The sequence below is a fragment of the Bacillus cereus genome, from assembly GCF_002564555.1.
Taxonomy (GTDB): Bacteria; Bacillota; Bacilli; order Bacillales; family Bacillaceae_G; genus Bacillus_A; species Bacillus_A cereus_K.
Window position 1 is genome coordinate 108,702 of the sequence record NZ_NUVD01000081.1, and the last position, 15,824, is coordinate 124,525.

Here is a 15,824-nt window from a genome sequence, read left to right on the forward strand (position 1 = left end):
TATTCTTTCATGAATGTATACAGACGAGGAAGGCAATGTGTTCAAATATTATTTTATTTTTTTAATAATTTTTGCAGGATTCCCGCCAACTACTACATTATCAGGCACATCTTTCGTTACAACGGCGCCAGATGCGATAACCGCGTTGTGTCCAATTGTTACACCTGGATTAATAATTGCTCTTCCACCAATCCATACGTTATCGCCAATTGTAACTGGTTTTCCGTATTCTAATCCGCTTATGCGTTCTACTGGATCAAGCGGGTGTGTTGCTGTATAAATGTGAACACCTGGAGCTAACATACAATTCACTCCAATTGTTACTGGGCATACGTCCAAAATTGTACAGTCAAAGTTCGCGTAAAAATTTTCGCCAACGTGAATGTTGTAGCCGTAATCACATCTAAAAGAAGATTCTAGATGAATGTTATCTCCAGTCGTTCCGAATAGTTCTTTTACGATTTCGCTACGCTCTTTTAATTGTACTTCTGGCGTATCATTGAATTTTCTCGTTAATATGCGCGCTTGCTCTCTCTCTTGTACTAAAACTGGATCAGCTGGTATGTACATTTCTCCTAATATCATCTTTTCTTTTTCTGTTTTCATTTTACAGCCCCCTTTAACTTATACATAGGAGTTTATAATACCATAAAAAAAGGCCTGAACGTTTTTCGTTCAGACCTTCCTCTCTTAATCTTCCATCGTTGATAAATCGCCTGTTGGTAAATTCAGTTCCCACGCTTTTAATACGCGGCGCATAATTTTACCACTTCTCGTTTTCGGTAATTTGTCTCTAAATTCAATTTGTCTTGGCGCTGCATGAGCTGCTAGGCCTTTCTTTACAAATTGACGAATTTCTTCTTTTAATTCTTCAGATGGCTCGTATCCTGCTCGAAGCGCGATAAATGCTTTAATGATTTCTCCGCGCACTGGATCAGGAATACCGATTACACCAGCTTCTGCAACCGCAGCGTGCTCGATTAGTTTACTTTCTACTTCAAACGGACCAACGCGCTCACCTGACGTCATAATTACATCGTCAATACGTCCTTGGAACCAGAAGTATCCGTCTTCATCCATATACGCTGAATCACCTGATACATACCAATCTCCTGGCATGAAGTAAGACTCATACTTTTGCTGGTTATTCCAGATTCCACGCATCATGGCTGGCCAACCTTTCGCAATTGCTAAGTTCCCCATTGTGTATGGAGGCACTTCATTTCCTTCATTATCAACAATCGCTGCTTTCACACCAGGAATTGGTTTACCCATTGAGCCTGGACGGATTTCCATACAAGGATAGTTACAAATAACTTGTCCACCTGTTTCCGTCATCCACCACGTATCATGAATACGAAGTCCAAACGCGCTCATACCCCAGCGAATTACTTCTGGATTTAATGGCTCACCAACACTTAATACGTGGCGCACTTGTGATAAATCATATTTTTTAATTGCGTCTTGTCCCGCACCCATTAACATACGGAACGCTGTTGGCGCGCTATACCAAACTGTTACACCGTAATCTTGCAACGCTTCGTACCAAGCTTCTGGGCTAAAGCGTCCACCTAAAATTACATTTGATGCTCCGACTAACCACGGTGCAAAAATACCGTAAGCAGTTCCTGTTACCCAGCCTGGATCAGCTGTGCACCAATATACATCATCTTCTTTTAAATCTAATACCCATTTCGCCGTTTGATAGTGCTGAACCATTGCATTTTGCGCATGAAGCACACCTTTTGGCTTACCAGTAGAGCCAGATGTGTAATGAAGGATTAAACCATCTTCACGGTCTAACCATTCGATATGTAATTCTTTTGAAGCTTGTTCAAATAACGGATTGAACGCTACCGTTTTACCGCCTTCTTCTACATTGTCTCCAACAAGAAAGACTGTTTTTAAAGCAGGTAAATCATTTAATGGTACGCGCTCTAACAATTCAGGCGTTGTAATTAACACCTTTGCTTCGCTATCTTCTAAACGATCACGAACTGCACCTTCCATAAATGCTTCAAATAACGGTCCAACAATTGCTCCTAATTTCACTGCACCTAAAAGCGCGAAATATAATTCTGGAGAACGTGGCATAAAAATAAAAACGCGATCGCCTTTTTCAACATCACCATAATTTTTCAGGACGTTTCCTGCTTTATTAGAAAAATCCTTCATTTCCTTAAATGTATATTTCTCTTTTCGCGATCCATCTTGGTAATAAAGAGCTACTTTATTCTTTCGATCGGATTTCGCGTGCTTATCAATTGCCTCATACGCCATATTTACTCGGCCTGTTTCATTCCAAGTAAAATTTTTATTAACCTCTTCCCAGTTAAAATTCGCGTATGCCTCATCATAATTCGGCAAATTATTTTCTCCTTTAATGACAGGAAGCGTTTCTACTTTCATACTTTACATCCCCCTCCTATGTATTCTATTATCTATTATAATGACATTATTTAAAATTTTCAGTATATTTGTTGATTTTTAGACAAATTTTTAATGACAAATTTCGATTCACATCGCATATATTATAAAGTACGATATTAATAGATTCACAAACCCTCAAGGTGGTGAGCAATACATTGATTCATAAAAAAATATACAATGCTAGAAACTTAAAAACAGCAAAAGGTACTTTAATTATTGAAGGTCCTGTCTCTACACATAATCTTGAAATGTATGAATTCCATCCAGATTTAGTTGCGTTTCGTCCTGCCAAACAGCAATATAAAGCAATTGTCGAAATTTCTAAGTTACCAGAAGCTCGTCTCATTATTGCTAGACATGACCAAACGATCGTTGGATATGTTACATACTTGTATCCGGATCCGCTCGAGAGATGGTCAGAAGGAAAGATTGAAAACTTAATTGAGCTCGGGGCAATTGAAGTCGTCCCAGCCTTCCGCGGGTGCTCTGTCGGAAAAAACTTATTAGAAGTTTCAATGATGGACGATCATATGGAAGATTACATTATATTGACCACTGAATATTATTGGCACTGGGATTTAAAGCAAACAGGCTTAAATGTTTGGGAATACCGAAAAGTAATGGAAAAGATGATGAATGCTGGTGGGTTACAATGGATGGCTACAGATGATCCTGAAATTTGTTCGCATCCCGCCAACTGTTTAATGGTCCGCATCGGTAAACGCGTTGATACGGATTCTATTCAAGCGTTTGATCGTCTACGTTTTCACAATCGTTTTATGTATTAATAAAGGGGGCAACTGGAATGATTGTAGAAGAAATTATGAATCAAAATGTAGTCACACTACATCCAAACGATACAATCGAAACAGCAATCCGAACGATACGTACGAAAGGCATTCGGCACATTCCAATTGTCGATCAAAATAATCATGTCGTAGGCATTATTTCTGATCGGGATGTAAGAGATGCAAGTCCATCAATTCTTGATGAACAAGTTCCACTCGCTATGCTGAAACAACCGCTCGACCTTATTATGAAACAACCTGTTATGACTTGCCATCCTCTTGATTTCGTTGAGGAAATTGCTACCTTATTTTTTGAAAATAAAATAGGGTGCCTTCCTGTGACAAAGGCGGGAAAGTTAGTTGGAATCATTTCTGAATCCACTGTACTGCACACGTTAGTGAAACTAACAGGAGCACATCAACCAAGTTCACAAATTGAAATTCAAGTAAAAAATGAGCCTGGTATTCTTGGCAAAGTTGTTGCTATTTTTAGCGACTTGCAAATAAATATCGTGAGCGTTCTCGTCTATCCAGCAAAAGATGAGAATGATAAAGTACTCGTTTTCCGCATTCAAACGATGAATCCTCTAAAAGTGATTGATGCACTTGAAGCAGAGGGCTACCGCGTATTATGGCCGAACATCATGGGGATGCAAGCATGAGTAGCGCGTTTATTTATTCGGATGACTTTCGGGGCTATTCGTTTAGCCCTGATCATCCTTTTAACCAACTGCGCGTCACACTTACGTATGATTTATTACAAAAGAGCGGTTTTATCTCCCCTTCTCAAGTCATCTCGCCAAGAATGGCTACAGATGAAGAGATTGCTTACATTCATACAGAGGAGTACATAAATGCGGTAAAACTTGCTGGTGAAGGAAAGTTAGAAAAATCAATTGCGATGACATACGGACTCGGAACAGAAGATACACCGATGTTTCCAAATATGCACGAAGCAAGTGCATTACTCGTTGGCGGTACGTTAACAGCTGTCGATGCTGTCCTTTCCGGGAAAGTAAAGCACGCTCTTAATTTAGGCGGTGGCTTACATCACGGCTTCCGCGGCAAAGCATCTGGCTTTTGCATTTATAACGACAGCTCCATCGCAATGAAATATATTCAAAAGAAATACGGTTTACGCGTCTTATATATTGATACAGATGCTCATCACGGTGACGGTGTACAATGGTCTTTTTATGACGACCCTAACGTATGCACCATTTCGTTACATGAAACTGGACGTTATTTATTCCCCGGAACTGGCGCTGTAAATGAACGTGGACAGGGTAATGGTTATAGTTATTCTTTTAACGTTCCACTCGATGCCTTTACAGAAGATGAATCTTTTCTAGAATCCTATCGAACAGTTGTAAAAGAAGTTGCCGCATACTTTAAACCGGATATTATTTTAACGCAAAACGGTGCTGACGCGCATTATTACGACCCACTTACACACCTTTGTTCAACGATAAACATTTACCGTGAAATACCGAAGCTCGCTCGCGAAATTGCTAATGAATATTGCGGTGGTCGCTGGATTGCTGTCGGCGGCGGTGGCTACGACCTATGGCGCGTCGTACCAAGAGCTTGGGCACTCATTTGGCTCGAAATGAACAACATCCAAAACATCTCAGGTTATCTCCCTCCAGAATGGATCAACGCTTGGAAAGGACAAGCAGAAACAGAACTTCCTCTCACATGGGAAGATCCAGACAACATGTATCAACCTATCCCTAGGAAACCAGAAATTGAAGAAAAAAATGCATTAACTGTAGCGAAATCTCTTGAAATTATTCGAAATAATATGACAAAATCTTTGTATTAAATAAAAGGAGACTCGTTTTTTGAACGGTCTCCTTTTATTTTAGCGTCGGATTCTGTCGGGAAATCGATATATTTCGAGTTGCTAACTGACTATCTATGACTCTAATAAGAAAAGGGGTGATATTATGTGGACACAACAAATAATCAATACAAAACGTGGTACATTCGAACTCTTTACAAAAGGTGCTGGTGAACCACTTTGCATTACACATCACTATTCACAATTTAATAAAACTGGCGATTACTTTGCGGATGTTTTCACTTCTACCCACCGTGTATTCCTCATTAACTTACGAGACGCTGGTAACTCTGTAAAAGCCAAAGTAGAAAACGAATTAAGTATGATTGAAACGATTCATGACTTAGAAGCAATTAAAGAAGCTTTGCAATTTTCCACATGGCATTTCGCCGGTCATTCAACAGGCGGTATGCTTGGGCTTTTATATGCGATTACATATCCAACTTCCTTGCAATCATTAGTCATGGCCGGAGCCGCAGCAAGTAACTATACCGAAACACCATTTTGTATTTATCACCCAGCACACCCACAGTTTCATTATATGCAAGAACTCATCGAAAACTTAAAAAGCCCTCATCTTACAAATGAAGAACGAAAGGAACTATCTACTAAGCGGACCAAATTATCTTTATGTAAACCTGAAAACTATAACGCTTATTTTTGTAAACCAATCCAAAAAACAATGTCCGTCAGTCGGATGAACGCCTTCGCTCAAGAACATTCTGTATTTGATTTAAGAGAGCAACTACCTTCTATACAAACAAAGACGCTAATTATTTGCGGAAGACATGATGTACAGTGCCCTATTCAGTACTCTATCGCGATGCATGAGGGCATACCTAATTCTGTCTTTGTTCCATTTGAGTGCAGTAATCATTATCCTTTTTTAGAAGAAGCAGAGTGTTATAATTCTATTACACAAAATTTTTACGAATTGTTATAAAAAGAAAGTAGCAGGCTAACTCTGCTACTTTTCTTTTATAACCGGAACCTGAAATGCAACTATCGTCCCTTTTCCAAGTTCACTTTTTATTTCTAATCCAGTTCCGTATAACCGTTTTAATCGTGCATCCGTATTCAATAAACCTATTCCCTGTTTTTGATTCGTTTTTTTCACTAATATTTCTTTTATTTTTTCATCTGACATGCCTATCCCATCATCCGCAATCGAAATGTTTATAAATCCACTCATGCTCTCTATTTTTATATGAATGCTTCCACCTTTTGCTTTTTTCAATATGCCATGACGCACAGCATTCTCTACTAATGTTTGAATAGAAAAAGGTGGCACTACACACTCTATCCCATCTTCGACTTCCAGTACGCTCTGTATTCTCTTTCCAAATCGCTCTTTTTCAATATAAAGGTATGATTGGAGTAAATCTAATTCATGCTGTATAGGTACGGTTTCTGCTACCCCTTCTTCACCAAAACTGACTCTTAAATACGTTCCAAACTCAACAATTAATTTCTCCATCCTAACAATATCAATTTCACCTAATGCAGCAATCGTATTTAGTGTATTAAATAGGAAATGCGGTTGAATTTGCGCCTGAAGCCAAGCACCTTCCATTCTTATTCGCTCATGAATTGATTGCTTTAACTCTGTTAATGCATTAATTCTCACTTTTAATTCCAGTGCATCTATAGGCTTTACAATGTAATCATTCGCCCCAGCAAGAAACCCTGTATAAATATCTTCTGGCTGCGATCTAGCGGTTAACAGTACGATAGGCAACTCCGAAATAGAGTATTGAGCACGAATCATTTTTGTTAATTCATAGCCTGACATTTTCGGCATCATCACATCTACTAATATCATATCCCACCCCATATTTAATCGCTCCAAAACTTCACTTCCGGTTGTCACCGTTTCAAGTTCATATTCATCTTGTGGTAATATACTCTTTAATACTTTTAAATTGATAGGATCATCATCAACAGCAAGAATTCTCCTTCTATTACCTACTCTATTACCCTTCATTTCAACTTGTTTTAATTCCACTACTTTTTCAGTTGTTTCTTTTGACACAACTTGTGTCTTTTCTTTTTCAGCAAGTGGTAATGTAAACGTAAAAGTAGAACCTTTATGTAAAACGGATGTCACAGTAAGTTTCCCCCCGTGCATTTCCACTAATTGTTTACAAATACTTAGCCCAAGCCCAAAGCCTCCACTTTCACCATATAAATCACTACCTTGTTCATACGGAAGAAAAATCCGCTTTTGCGCTTCTTTATCAATTCCAATACCAGTGTCTGTAACCTGAATGACCGCGTATTTTTTTCGTTTTTCAACATCAATTGTAATAGCCCCTTCATCCGTAAATTTAACTGCATTATGAAGTAAGTTAAATAAAATTTGAATAAGACGATTTTGGTCAGCTAATACAAATGGGAACCGTTCAGGGATATTCGCGATAGTTTGTAATTTCTTTTCTTCTCCAATAAACTTTTGCATATCAATCACCATTGTAATAATTGGTTGCAAATCAACCGGTTTCGTATGAATCTGTATCCCTTTCTGTTCCATTCTTGTAACATCTATTAAATCATTCAACAAATACGACATACGCCTTCCTACTGTCATTAATAGTTTTAAATGTTGTTTACTCTCATCATGTATCGCTTTCTCTTCATCCATTACACTTTGTGCAATATTCATCATCCCATGCAACGGATTTCTAAGTTCGTGCGCTGTATTTGCTAAAAATTGATCTTTCTTATGATGCTCTTCTTTTAATTTTCCAACCAGTTCACTATTCTCATCACTCGTGCGAAAGAATCTGATAAACCAAAAAGTCGAAAATGATACCATCGCTAAAACAATATCAAATGGATAAAAATCCGCATCAAATATCCTCGCAAACTCTATGCTATAAATGAAAGCAAACTCTTTAAAACTCGCACACAATACTCCAGAAATAGTACTAATCACTGCAAAAAGTAAAAAGATTAAATCATACTTTCCACTTTTCACCACTCGTAAAACAATAATTGCGGTTAAAATGAATGGAATAATAATTGTAAAAAACAATATAAATCCAAAATCTTGCACAAGTCTAGGTGAAGAAAACAATACTACAAAAACATAAATTCCACATAATACAATAGTAAATAAAATAAATTTACTATCCCCATAACCTCGTAAAAACCTTTTCATATACAGTAAAATAAATAAAGCAAACCCTACAAATGATATGTATATAATTTTTACATATGCCGGAAAATCAAATTCATACAAAGAGAACAAAAAACGTTCATCCGTAACTAAAAATGTAAGACCTGCAAATATACTGCCCAGTGAAAAATATAGAATCTCAACATTTTTCGGCTTCATCACAAAAATGATACATGCATATATACCATGTAAAAACACTATTGTCGCTGCAATAATTTGCATCATAAAATTTTTAAAGCTATCCTGTACAATGGCATTTTCACTGCCAAAACGCACTCCACCTGTAATCCCACCATGTTTCGATTCTTGTGTCGTTTTCGTAACAGGAATAAGAAGATCAATTACCCCTTGTTCATTCGCTTTTACTTTTATGACAGTTGGTGTAAGTGAAGTTTTATGTACATCATTCGGTTTAAAAATACTTCCTCTTTCCTGTACAAGTTCTCCATTTACATACAAATCGAACTGATTATGAACACGCTGTATTTTTAAGCCGTAATTTGCATTCGAATTCTTCACTTTAATAGATAACGCATACGTACCATATTCTTTTTTACGTGCGCTATCAACTTCATCTTTCCAGTTCCCCGGAACTTTAATAAATTCATAAACATTATCATTTTTCATTATTTGCTCAGGAGTGAGTAATACATTCGGATAGAATTTCCATTCTCCATTTAACGTAACTAAATTTTTTTCTCCAAATGTTATATTTGATAAATTTACTACCCCTCCTTCAGCATGTGGTTGATTTATATAAAGAGACTGTTTGAACCAAATGGAACGAAAGCTGACAATACAAAGAATAAATAAGAATACTATTATCAATATTTTTCTTTTAGACATGTTCATTCCCTCTTTATAAAATTACAGAATTTTTAAAATCTTTATCATAACATATCACACTTCCTTTATTGTGTTAATAATAAAGTGAAACTTTAATCAGCCCGCCCCCCACCTAACTTCTTTGCTTTCGCTGAATTTTGAGGTGGGGGTCTTACTGCCCGGCAAATAGCTGGATACATATATTCAAAAACGTTTTTCCGCTTTAAAATACAAAAAAGAGGAAAGGCTCCCCTCTCCTCTTTTCATTACCATTTAAATCGCTTATTAATTATTTGTTGCTTTTTTTCTAAAGAAAACAAATGCTGCTGCCATCATTAATACAAGACCTAATACAGTAAATAAGATTGTACCGATACCACCTGTTGAAGGTAAAATCCATCCACTCTTATTATTTTCTACAGTAAGTGTAATTGCTTTATGATCTGCATCAACCGTTACACGAATCGCTTCTCTTAATTGTTGATAACTACCTGTTGTACCATCTTCCTTTTCATAAGTTGGAGCTTTCGTTTCCACAATTCGATATTCGCCGTAAGGTAGTTTATTCCATGTAATTACTCCATCTTTATCAGATGTACCTACTACAGCCTTCCCATCAATTTTTACTGGATTTCCATCTTTATCTTGCAGCGCAAATTCTGCGCCTTCTAATTTCTTACCATCTTTTCCATCAACCTTCGTTAATGTAATACTACCAGTCGTTGGAGTAACGATAACTGGTTTTGTTTCTTTCTCACCTGTTACATCATCTTTGTTTTTAAAATTAATTGTTGCCGTATTCGGAATCTCTACTCCTGTTTCTACGTCACTTCTAATTTGTGATTTAATTTGTAAATGAAACTCTCTTTTGTTATCTAATTTAGAGAAATCTTTTACAGTAGCCGTTACTTTTTGACCATCTACAACTACTTCTACAACACTTGCATCTACTACTTTACCATCAATTTTCACGACTGGTGTACCTTGAATTTCTAATCGACTATCTAATACATCTGTTACGACATAATTTTTATAATCCTTAATATCTTCTGGAATTAGTGTTTTAATATCATAGTTATAATCTGTCTTCGTATTAATTGGTAAATTGTTTAAATCTCCATTAATCTTCTTATCAATTGTTGGTTCTTCATAGTTTTTCACATCAACTTTAACTACTTCACCAGCCTTAACTGTTCCATCTTCATTAATAGCACCAGATTCTTTAATGAAGAATTCATATTTTTTCGGATCCAATACATAACCATCTCGCGCTTTCGTTTCTAAGAAATAATACTTCCCGTATGCTAAGTTACCGATACGAATTTTACCATCTCCATCTGTCTCCAAACCTTTTTCTAACTCTGTTCCATCTTCTTTAAATAAAGAGAATTGAACACCCTTTAATGCTTGATTTTTCACACCAACTTTTGTTAATTCTACTGCACCACGTTTCGTTTCATTTTTCGGATAAATTTTAACATCATATGTTAATACTTTCCCATCTTCACTTGTCATCGGGATATCAACTTTGTATGTTTTTGGGTCTATATTTACATGTGGTGGTCCAGAAATTTCTTTCACTTCGTAACGACCTAGTGGTAAATCATCAAAAAATGCAATTCCATCCGCATTCGTTTCAACTTCAATTGGAACTCCATTCACTGGTTTGATGTCTTCTTTAACGATTTTTCCATCGTTTGTAATTGTTCCAAATGATTCAACTTGTTTAATTTGATACACAACTCCTGCTAAAGGCTTCGCACCTTTAGGAATTTCTACTCCTGTAGAGTTACCTTCTTGTAAAGCAGGACTACCAGCCGGCTCTTGTTCAAATTTATGAATTGTTAACGTACCTTTTTTTCCACTTGGTGATTCCGCTTTTATTAACATACTTGGCAATGAAGCAAATGCTAGCACAAAGATTAAAAACATACTTAAAATTTTTTTCATTTTCGTTCTCCTCTTCTACTATTATAATATTCTAGCAATTACTATTTCTCTTACGGAAAAATAAAAACACAACTAAAATCATTACAAAAGCACCAAACAAATAAAACATACTTGTTCCCATACCGCCTGTATTTGGAATTTCCCATGCACTTTTTTGGTTTTCTACTTTTAGTACTTGCATAGGTGTCGCTGCCGTTATTTCGACCTCGATTGGATCACGGAGCAACATATATCCATTCGGCGCTTTCACTTCTTTAATTGTATATTTTCCAAACGGTAGTTTCTCTAAGCTAGCCTTGCCATTTTCATCTGTAATTAACTTTCCAACTTCTTTTCCTTCTTGGTTAAAGACTTGAAATTCCGCATGTTGCAACTTAATATTTTCATCAGCTGCATCTACCTTTTCAATTTCGATCTTACCGATAGATGGCGGAATAACAACTACTTTATTCGAACTAATTGGCGTATTATCAAATACGAGCTCTGCTATATTTGGCACGCCGCCATTTGCAATATATTTTGCTAATACCTCTACTGGTGTACCTTCTGTTATTTTGCTTTTAATATGCATCGTGTACTTTAAACCAGCTAAATATGCATATGAACCATCTTTCTTCTCTAACTCAATTGTCACTTTCTTTGTTTGCTTATCAATGTTTGGTGTTACTTTTACAACTTCACCTTTTTCATTCAGAAGCTTCACATCTAAAATATCTAGAATATCCTCTAAGTCATCTTGTAAGGTAACCTTCTCTAAATTTGCGGTATCATTACCAAATTGATATGCTACATTCCAAGTAAACTCTTCATTTCTCTCTTGTAATGTACCCTTTTCCACTTCTTTCTCATTTTGAGTAGAAACGGTTTTTGTTACTTTCGGTTTTTCCTTCGGAGGAACCACATACACTTCGTTAGATTTCACTGACTTATTATTTAGTACTAACTCTGCTGTATTTGGGATTCCACCTTTTACTATATAACGTGCTAATTCTGATTGATTTACACCATCAGCAATTTTAGATGTAATTTGCATCGTATATACTTCACCTGTTAAATACACATAACTTCCTTCTTGTTTCGGTACTTCAATCATTACCTGTTTCTTAGTAGCATCAATTTTTGGTTTTATATTTACGACTTCACCTTTTTTATTGATGACCTTCACATCTAATATGTCTAAAATATCTTCTACATCATCTTGTAATACGATAGAATCGTATCCACTTGGTGAACTTCCAAATTCATACTTCACATTCCAAACAAATTTCTCTTTTACATTGGATAATGTAGCCTTTTCCACGTTCTTTTCATCATCATCCGATACAGTCTTGCGTAATTTCGGCTCTTCAATTGGTGGCTTCACAATGACTTTGTTAGAGATAACTGGATTGTTATCTATAATGAGCTTTGCCGTATTCGGGACGCCACCTTTGTCTAAGTAATTTTTAATCGTATCAATATTTGTACCAATCTTTATCTTCGCTTTAATTATTACTCGATATTGTCCACCAGCTAAATACGCATACGAACCATTTTGCTTTGGTAACTTATACGTTACAATTGACTTGTCTTTATCTATAACTGGCGCTATATTTACAACTTCGCCTTTTTCATTTACTAATTTCGTATCTAAAACTTCTAAAATATCTTCCAAATCATCTTGTATAACGATTTCTTGTTTTGACTCCACATCAAATCCAAAGTTGTAATTGACATCATATACAAATTCTTCATGTAATGAATTTAACAATGCCTCATCGACCAGTTTTTGATCTGAATCAGAAACTTTTTTCGTTACCGCCGTAGTACACTTAACAGCATTTTCATTCGGAAGTGCTTTTACAGTTTGAATATCAACCTTTTGATCAAAGAAAATAAAATATCCATCTGCAACATTAAATTCTTTCGATTGTGGTGTTTTTTCCTTCACCTTATAAGTGACTTTATACGTTCCTTCTGGCTGTCCGTCTAAATCCCAAATTATTTGATTCCCTTGTATAATAGGCTTTGTATTAACACCATTTGGACCAGAGCCTTGCACACCTGTTACGAGCAAATCATTATTAATATTTAAAATCAACTTATCTTTTTCTTTTTTTGTCACTTTTGTAACGGTTTCAATTAAATTTTTTGTAAACTCTTCAATATCATTTGCTAGTACAAACCATTCCGGTTTTGTTGCCATCTTTTTTAACTCTTGCCTTGCATACGGCCCTACTTTTGTATCGTATTTATCATAATATTGGTCAGATGCTGCTAGTATACTTTTATCTTCCCAAAAAGCTGTAACAAGTTTATATCCCGCGTTTTTTATATTTTGAGCCTCTGTAGTTACTTCTTTCAAAGCACCTACATAATCTTGCCCATATTCACTCGACTTATAACCTTTACCCTCATCCGTTATTTGATTTGTTAATTTATAAATATAGCCATCTTTTCGAACATTAGCAACACCATCTGTAACAAGTAAAAAAACAGTTTCTCGGTCTGGGTCGTTTTGTCCCTTCGCTTTCTCATACTCAGCTAACGCAAACCGAAGACCACTGGCAGTTGGTGTACCGCTATCCGGAGTAATTGTATTGATACCATTCTTTACTGAGGTGAAATTATTAGTTAATCGAGCTTGCAAGGTTGTTTTGATTCCAGGACCATAATTCCCAAGCAACCCACCGTAACTATCTTTATATCCCTTATAATCTTGATAACTAGTTACCATCACCCGATCTGTCTCAGGGTTTAAGTTATTGACAATATTACTTAATGCTTTTTTCACATCTGGCATTGTTTTTTTAAAACTTCCACTTGCATCTTGCACAATAACAAAATCGACTTTCTTTTGTTTTGGTGCTGGCCATTTAAAACTTAGCTCCCCTTCATGCTCCCTTAAACACATATTCCCTGTTGATTTAGTTGTTACCTTATGCTGCACTACTTCTACCGTATTCGTAGCAAACGCTATTATTCCTGGGCTGATCACTTGAAACATAAGTAGAAGCAACAAAACTAATGTGACGTTCTTCTTCATCGTTCCATCATCTCACTTAACATAAATTTATCTCGCCCCATTTCCCCCTTTTTCGCTAAATTACTTTTACGCCCAAAGTATAAATTGGGGTACTGAACAAAAACTGAACAAGATTCGAAAAAATATAAATATTTAGATAATTTATATATATAACAATTAATCAGAATCATTTATAATAGTAATTACAAATAATTACCATGAAGCATTTTTTGTTATATATAGGAATGAAAAATGTCCTATTTTGTCTAAATATTTATTGGTGATATGTTTTGAGTTAAATCATTAAACAAGATTGTAAGAAAGAGGGGCTAAACTATGAGAGCAATTATTGTTGATGATGAACCATTAATACTCCAAAGACTTGAAAAAATGTTAAAAAAACTTCATGTTTTTAAAGATATCGTTTGCTTTAATGATTATGAATCTCTTAATTCTTATAGTAAGCGTCATACAATTGACGTCGCCTTTCTTGATATTGAAATGCCCGAAAAAAACGGTGTGATGTTAGCACGAGAACTTCAATCACAACATAAAAATATAAAAATAGTTTTCATTACAGGACATGGCCGTTATGCGGTTGAAGCATTTGAAATCTGTGCATTGGATTACATTATGAAACCTATTACGAGGGAAAGATTGCACAACACTATTCAACGTCTTATGCAAGACATGACGATTGAAAAAACTAATTCCTCTACAATAGAAACTTCGCTACTCAATTGCCTTGGTGAGTTACATTATGTAGATCATAGAAAGAACAAAAAAATCCTCCTAGAGAAATGGCGCACAAAAAAAGCGAAAGAACTATTTTTATTTTTAGTTCATAATCGAAATAAAGTTATTAATAGAGATACTTTAATTGAATTACTCTGGTCAAATACTGATTTAGAACAAGCAAGAGTAAATCTACATTCAGCCATATATCAAATTCGAAGAACCATCCACGCTTACGAAATGAATATAAACATTACTCGAGTAAATGACGGATATAAACTCGATTTACAAAACATTTTGATTGATGTTGATCTATTCGAACAAGCAGCAGCCGCTCTTCCAAAAAAAATATGTAGCGATACATTAGATACATACATTGCATTCCTCTCTTTATACACTGGAGATTACCTTATTGATATGGACTATTGGTGGAGCGAAGGTGAAAGAACCAGACTACAAAACTTATATTTTCAACACTCCTTATCCCTTATTCATTTTTATATAGAAAGCGCGAGTTACACTGAAGCAATTGATATTTGCATGCGTATGCAATCTATAAATCCATTTGAAGAAACTACGTATCACCATTTAATTTCCTTATACGCTAAAACAGGGAATAAAACAGCTAAACAAAACCAAGAAAGAATGCTACACAAATTATTAAGCGATAGCGAACTGACTATGCTATAAAACTTCTGAAAAAAGGAATCGATGTTTATATGGACTGTTACTTTCTACAGCAATGCACCGTCATACTGGTACAAATTTAGAACAAATTGAACTTGTCACGACAGGAAAAATCATCCGCATAAAAAATATGAATCCATTTGAAATTGAGCAGGAAAATTCGATTTTACAGCTTGGTTCACCCCCATGGGATACGACGTTAAAACAACGTGGTTTTGAAGATGTAGTTCATCATTTTATCGAATGTGTACAAGATAATGCGAAACCAATTACAGATGGATTAGAAGGATTAAAACTCAGCAAATACTACACTCTCTACTGCACGCTGCAAACAAAAATTAAAACGGATACATTTTTCAGAATTTACTTTCATTACCATTTCCT

10 protein-coding genes and 1 pseudogene are annotated in these 15,824 nt (G+C 35.7%); 6 read left to right on the forward strand and 5 right to left on the reverse strand.

The annotated features are described in order from the left end of the window. Window positions 1–48 precede the first annotated feature (48 nt). Window positions 49–606 (reverse strand): maltose acetyltransferase domain-containing protein, encoded by a 558-nt coding sequence (locus tag COI75_RS17970; RefSeq protein ID WP_000845575.1) that lies wholly within the window; start codon window positions 604–606, stop codon window positions 49–51. An 84-nt stretch (window positions 607–690) separates the two neighbouring features. After that, window positions 691–2,409 carry an acetate--CoA ligase gene (gene acsA, locus COI75_RS17975; protein WP_000862045.1) on the reverse strand — a complete coding sequence of 573 codons (1,719 nt, stop codon included), beginning with the start codon at window positions 2,407–2,409 and terminating at the stop codon, window positions 691–693. Between the two features lie 176 nt (window positions 2,410–2,585). On the opposite strand from acsA, the gene acuA reads away from it, so the two are divergent. From acuA to COI75_RS17995, 4 genes are all read left to right on the forward strand, one after another. Continuing rightward, on the forward strand, window positions 2,586–3,218 hold the full coding sequence (gene acuA, locus COI75_RS17980) for an acetoin utilization protein acetyltransferase AcuA (protein WP_000581403.1): 633 nt from the start codon (window positions 2,586–2,588) through the stop codon (window positions 3,216–3,218). A 17-nt stretch (window positions 3,219–3,235) separates the two neighbouring features. Continuing rightward, the gene (locus tag COI75_RS17985) at window positions 3,236–3,880 is read left to right on the forward strand and encodes an acetoin utilization AcuB family protein (protein ID WP_000634577.1); all 645 of its coding nucleotides are present in this window, start codon (window positions 3,236–3,238) and stop codon (window positions 3,878–3,880) included. Beyond that, window positions 3,877–5,043 (forward strand): acetoin utilization protein AcuC, encoded by a 1,167-nt coding sequence (gene acuC / locus COI75_RS17990; RefSeq protein ID WP_000092835.1) that lies wholly within the window; start codon window positions 3,877–3,879, stop codon window positions 5,041–5,043. The genes COI75_RS17985 and acuC overlap by 4 nt, the downstream gene beginning before the upstream one ends. A 124-nt stretch (window positions 5,044–5,167) precedes the next feature. Then, the gene (locus COI75_RS17995) at window positions 5,168–6,004 is read left to right on the forward strand and encodes an alpha/beta fold hydrolase (protein ID WP_000269859.1); all 837 of its coding nucleotides are present in this window, start codon (window positions 5,168–5,170) and stop codon (window positions 6,002–6,004) included. 24 nt (window positions 6,005–6,028) lie between these two features. On the opposite strand, the gene COI75_RS18000 is transcribed toward COI75_RS17995, so the two are convergent. From COI75_RS18000 to COI75_RS18010, 3 genes are all read right to left on the reverse strand, one after another. Continuing rightward, window positions 6,029–9,085 carry a hybrid sensor histidine kinase/response regulator gene (locus COI75_RS18000; RefSeq protein ID WP_000044275.1) on the reverse strand — a complete coding sequence of 1,019 codons (3,057 nt, stop codon included), beginning with the start codon at window positions 9,083–9,085 and terminating at the stop codon, window positions 6,029–6,031. 264 nt (window positions 9,086–9,349) lie between these two features. Further along, the gene (locus COI75_RS18005; RefSeq protein ID WP_000722891.1) at window positions 9,350–11,014 is read right to left on the reverse strand and encodes a SpaH/EbpB family LPXTG-anchored major pilin; all 1,665 of its coding nucleotides are present in this window, start codon (window positions 11,012–11,014) and stop codon (window positions 9,350–9,352) included. Between the two features lie 31 nt (window positions 11,015–11,045). Next, on the reverse strand, window positions 11,046–14,039 hold the full coding sequence (locus COI75_RS18010) for an isopeptide-forming domain-containing fimbrial protein (protein WP_000742563.1): 2,994 nt from the start codon (window positions 14,037–14,039) through the stop codon (window positions 11,046–11,048). Window positions 14,040–14,354: 315 nt separating this feature from the next. On the opposite strand from COI75_RS18010, the gene COI75_RS18015 reads away from it, so the two are divergent. Together COI75_RS18015 and COI75_RS18020 are read left to right on the forward strand one after the other, a co-directional pair. Continuing rightward, on the forward strand, window positions 14,355–15,443 hold the full coding sequence (locus COI75_RS18015) for a response regulator (RefSeq protein ID WP_001201608.1): 1,089 nt from the start codon (window positions 14,355–14,357) through the stop codon (window positions 15,441–15,443). A gap of 31 nt (window positions 15,444–15,474) precedes the next feature. After that, a pseudogene (locus COI75_RS18020) lies at window positions 15,475–15,782 on the forward strand (gfo/Idh/MocA family oxidoreductase); the annotation flags it as partial. Between the last annotated feature and the right edge of the window lie 42 nt (window positions 15,783–15,824).

Bases quoted from the DNA above. Each gene is read 5' to 3' on its own strand.
- COI75_RS18000 (WP_000044275.1), bottom strand. From the start codon at position 9,085: ATGTCTAAAAGAAAAATATTGATAATAGTATTCTTATTTATTCTTTGT.
- acsA (WP_000862045.1), bottom strand. From the start codon at position 2,409: ATGAAAGTAGAAACGCTTCCTGTCATTAAAGGAGAAAATAATTTGCCG.
- COI75_RS18010 (WP_000742563.1), bottom strand. From the start codon at position 14,039: ATGAAGAAGAACGTCACATTAGTTTTGTTGCTTCTACTTATGTTTCAA.
- COI75_RS17970 (WP_000845575.1), bottom strand. From the start codon at position 606: ATGAAAACAGAAAAAGAAAAGATGATATTAGGAGAAATGTACATACCA.
- COI75_RS18015 (WP_001201608.1), top strand. From the start codon at position 14,355: ATGAGAGCAATTATTGTTGATGATGAACCATTAATACTCCAAAGACTT.
- COI75_RS18005 (WP_000722891.1), bottom strand. From the start codon at position 11,014: ATGAAAAAAATTTTAAGTATGTTTTTAATCTTTGTGCTAGCATTTGCT.
- COI75_RS17995 (WP_000269859.1), top strand. From the start codon at position 5,168: ATGTGGACACAACAAATAATCAATACAAAACGTGGTACATTCGAACTC.
- acuC (WP_000092835.1), top strand. From the start codon at position 3,877: ATGAGTAGCGCGTTTATTTATTCGGATGACTTTCGGGGCTATTCGTTT.
- COI75_RS17985 (WP_000634577.1), top strand. From the start codon at position 3,236: ATGATTGTAGAAGAAATTATGAATCAAAATGTAGTCACACTACATCCA.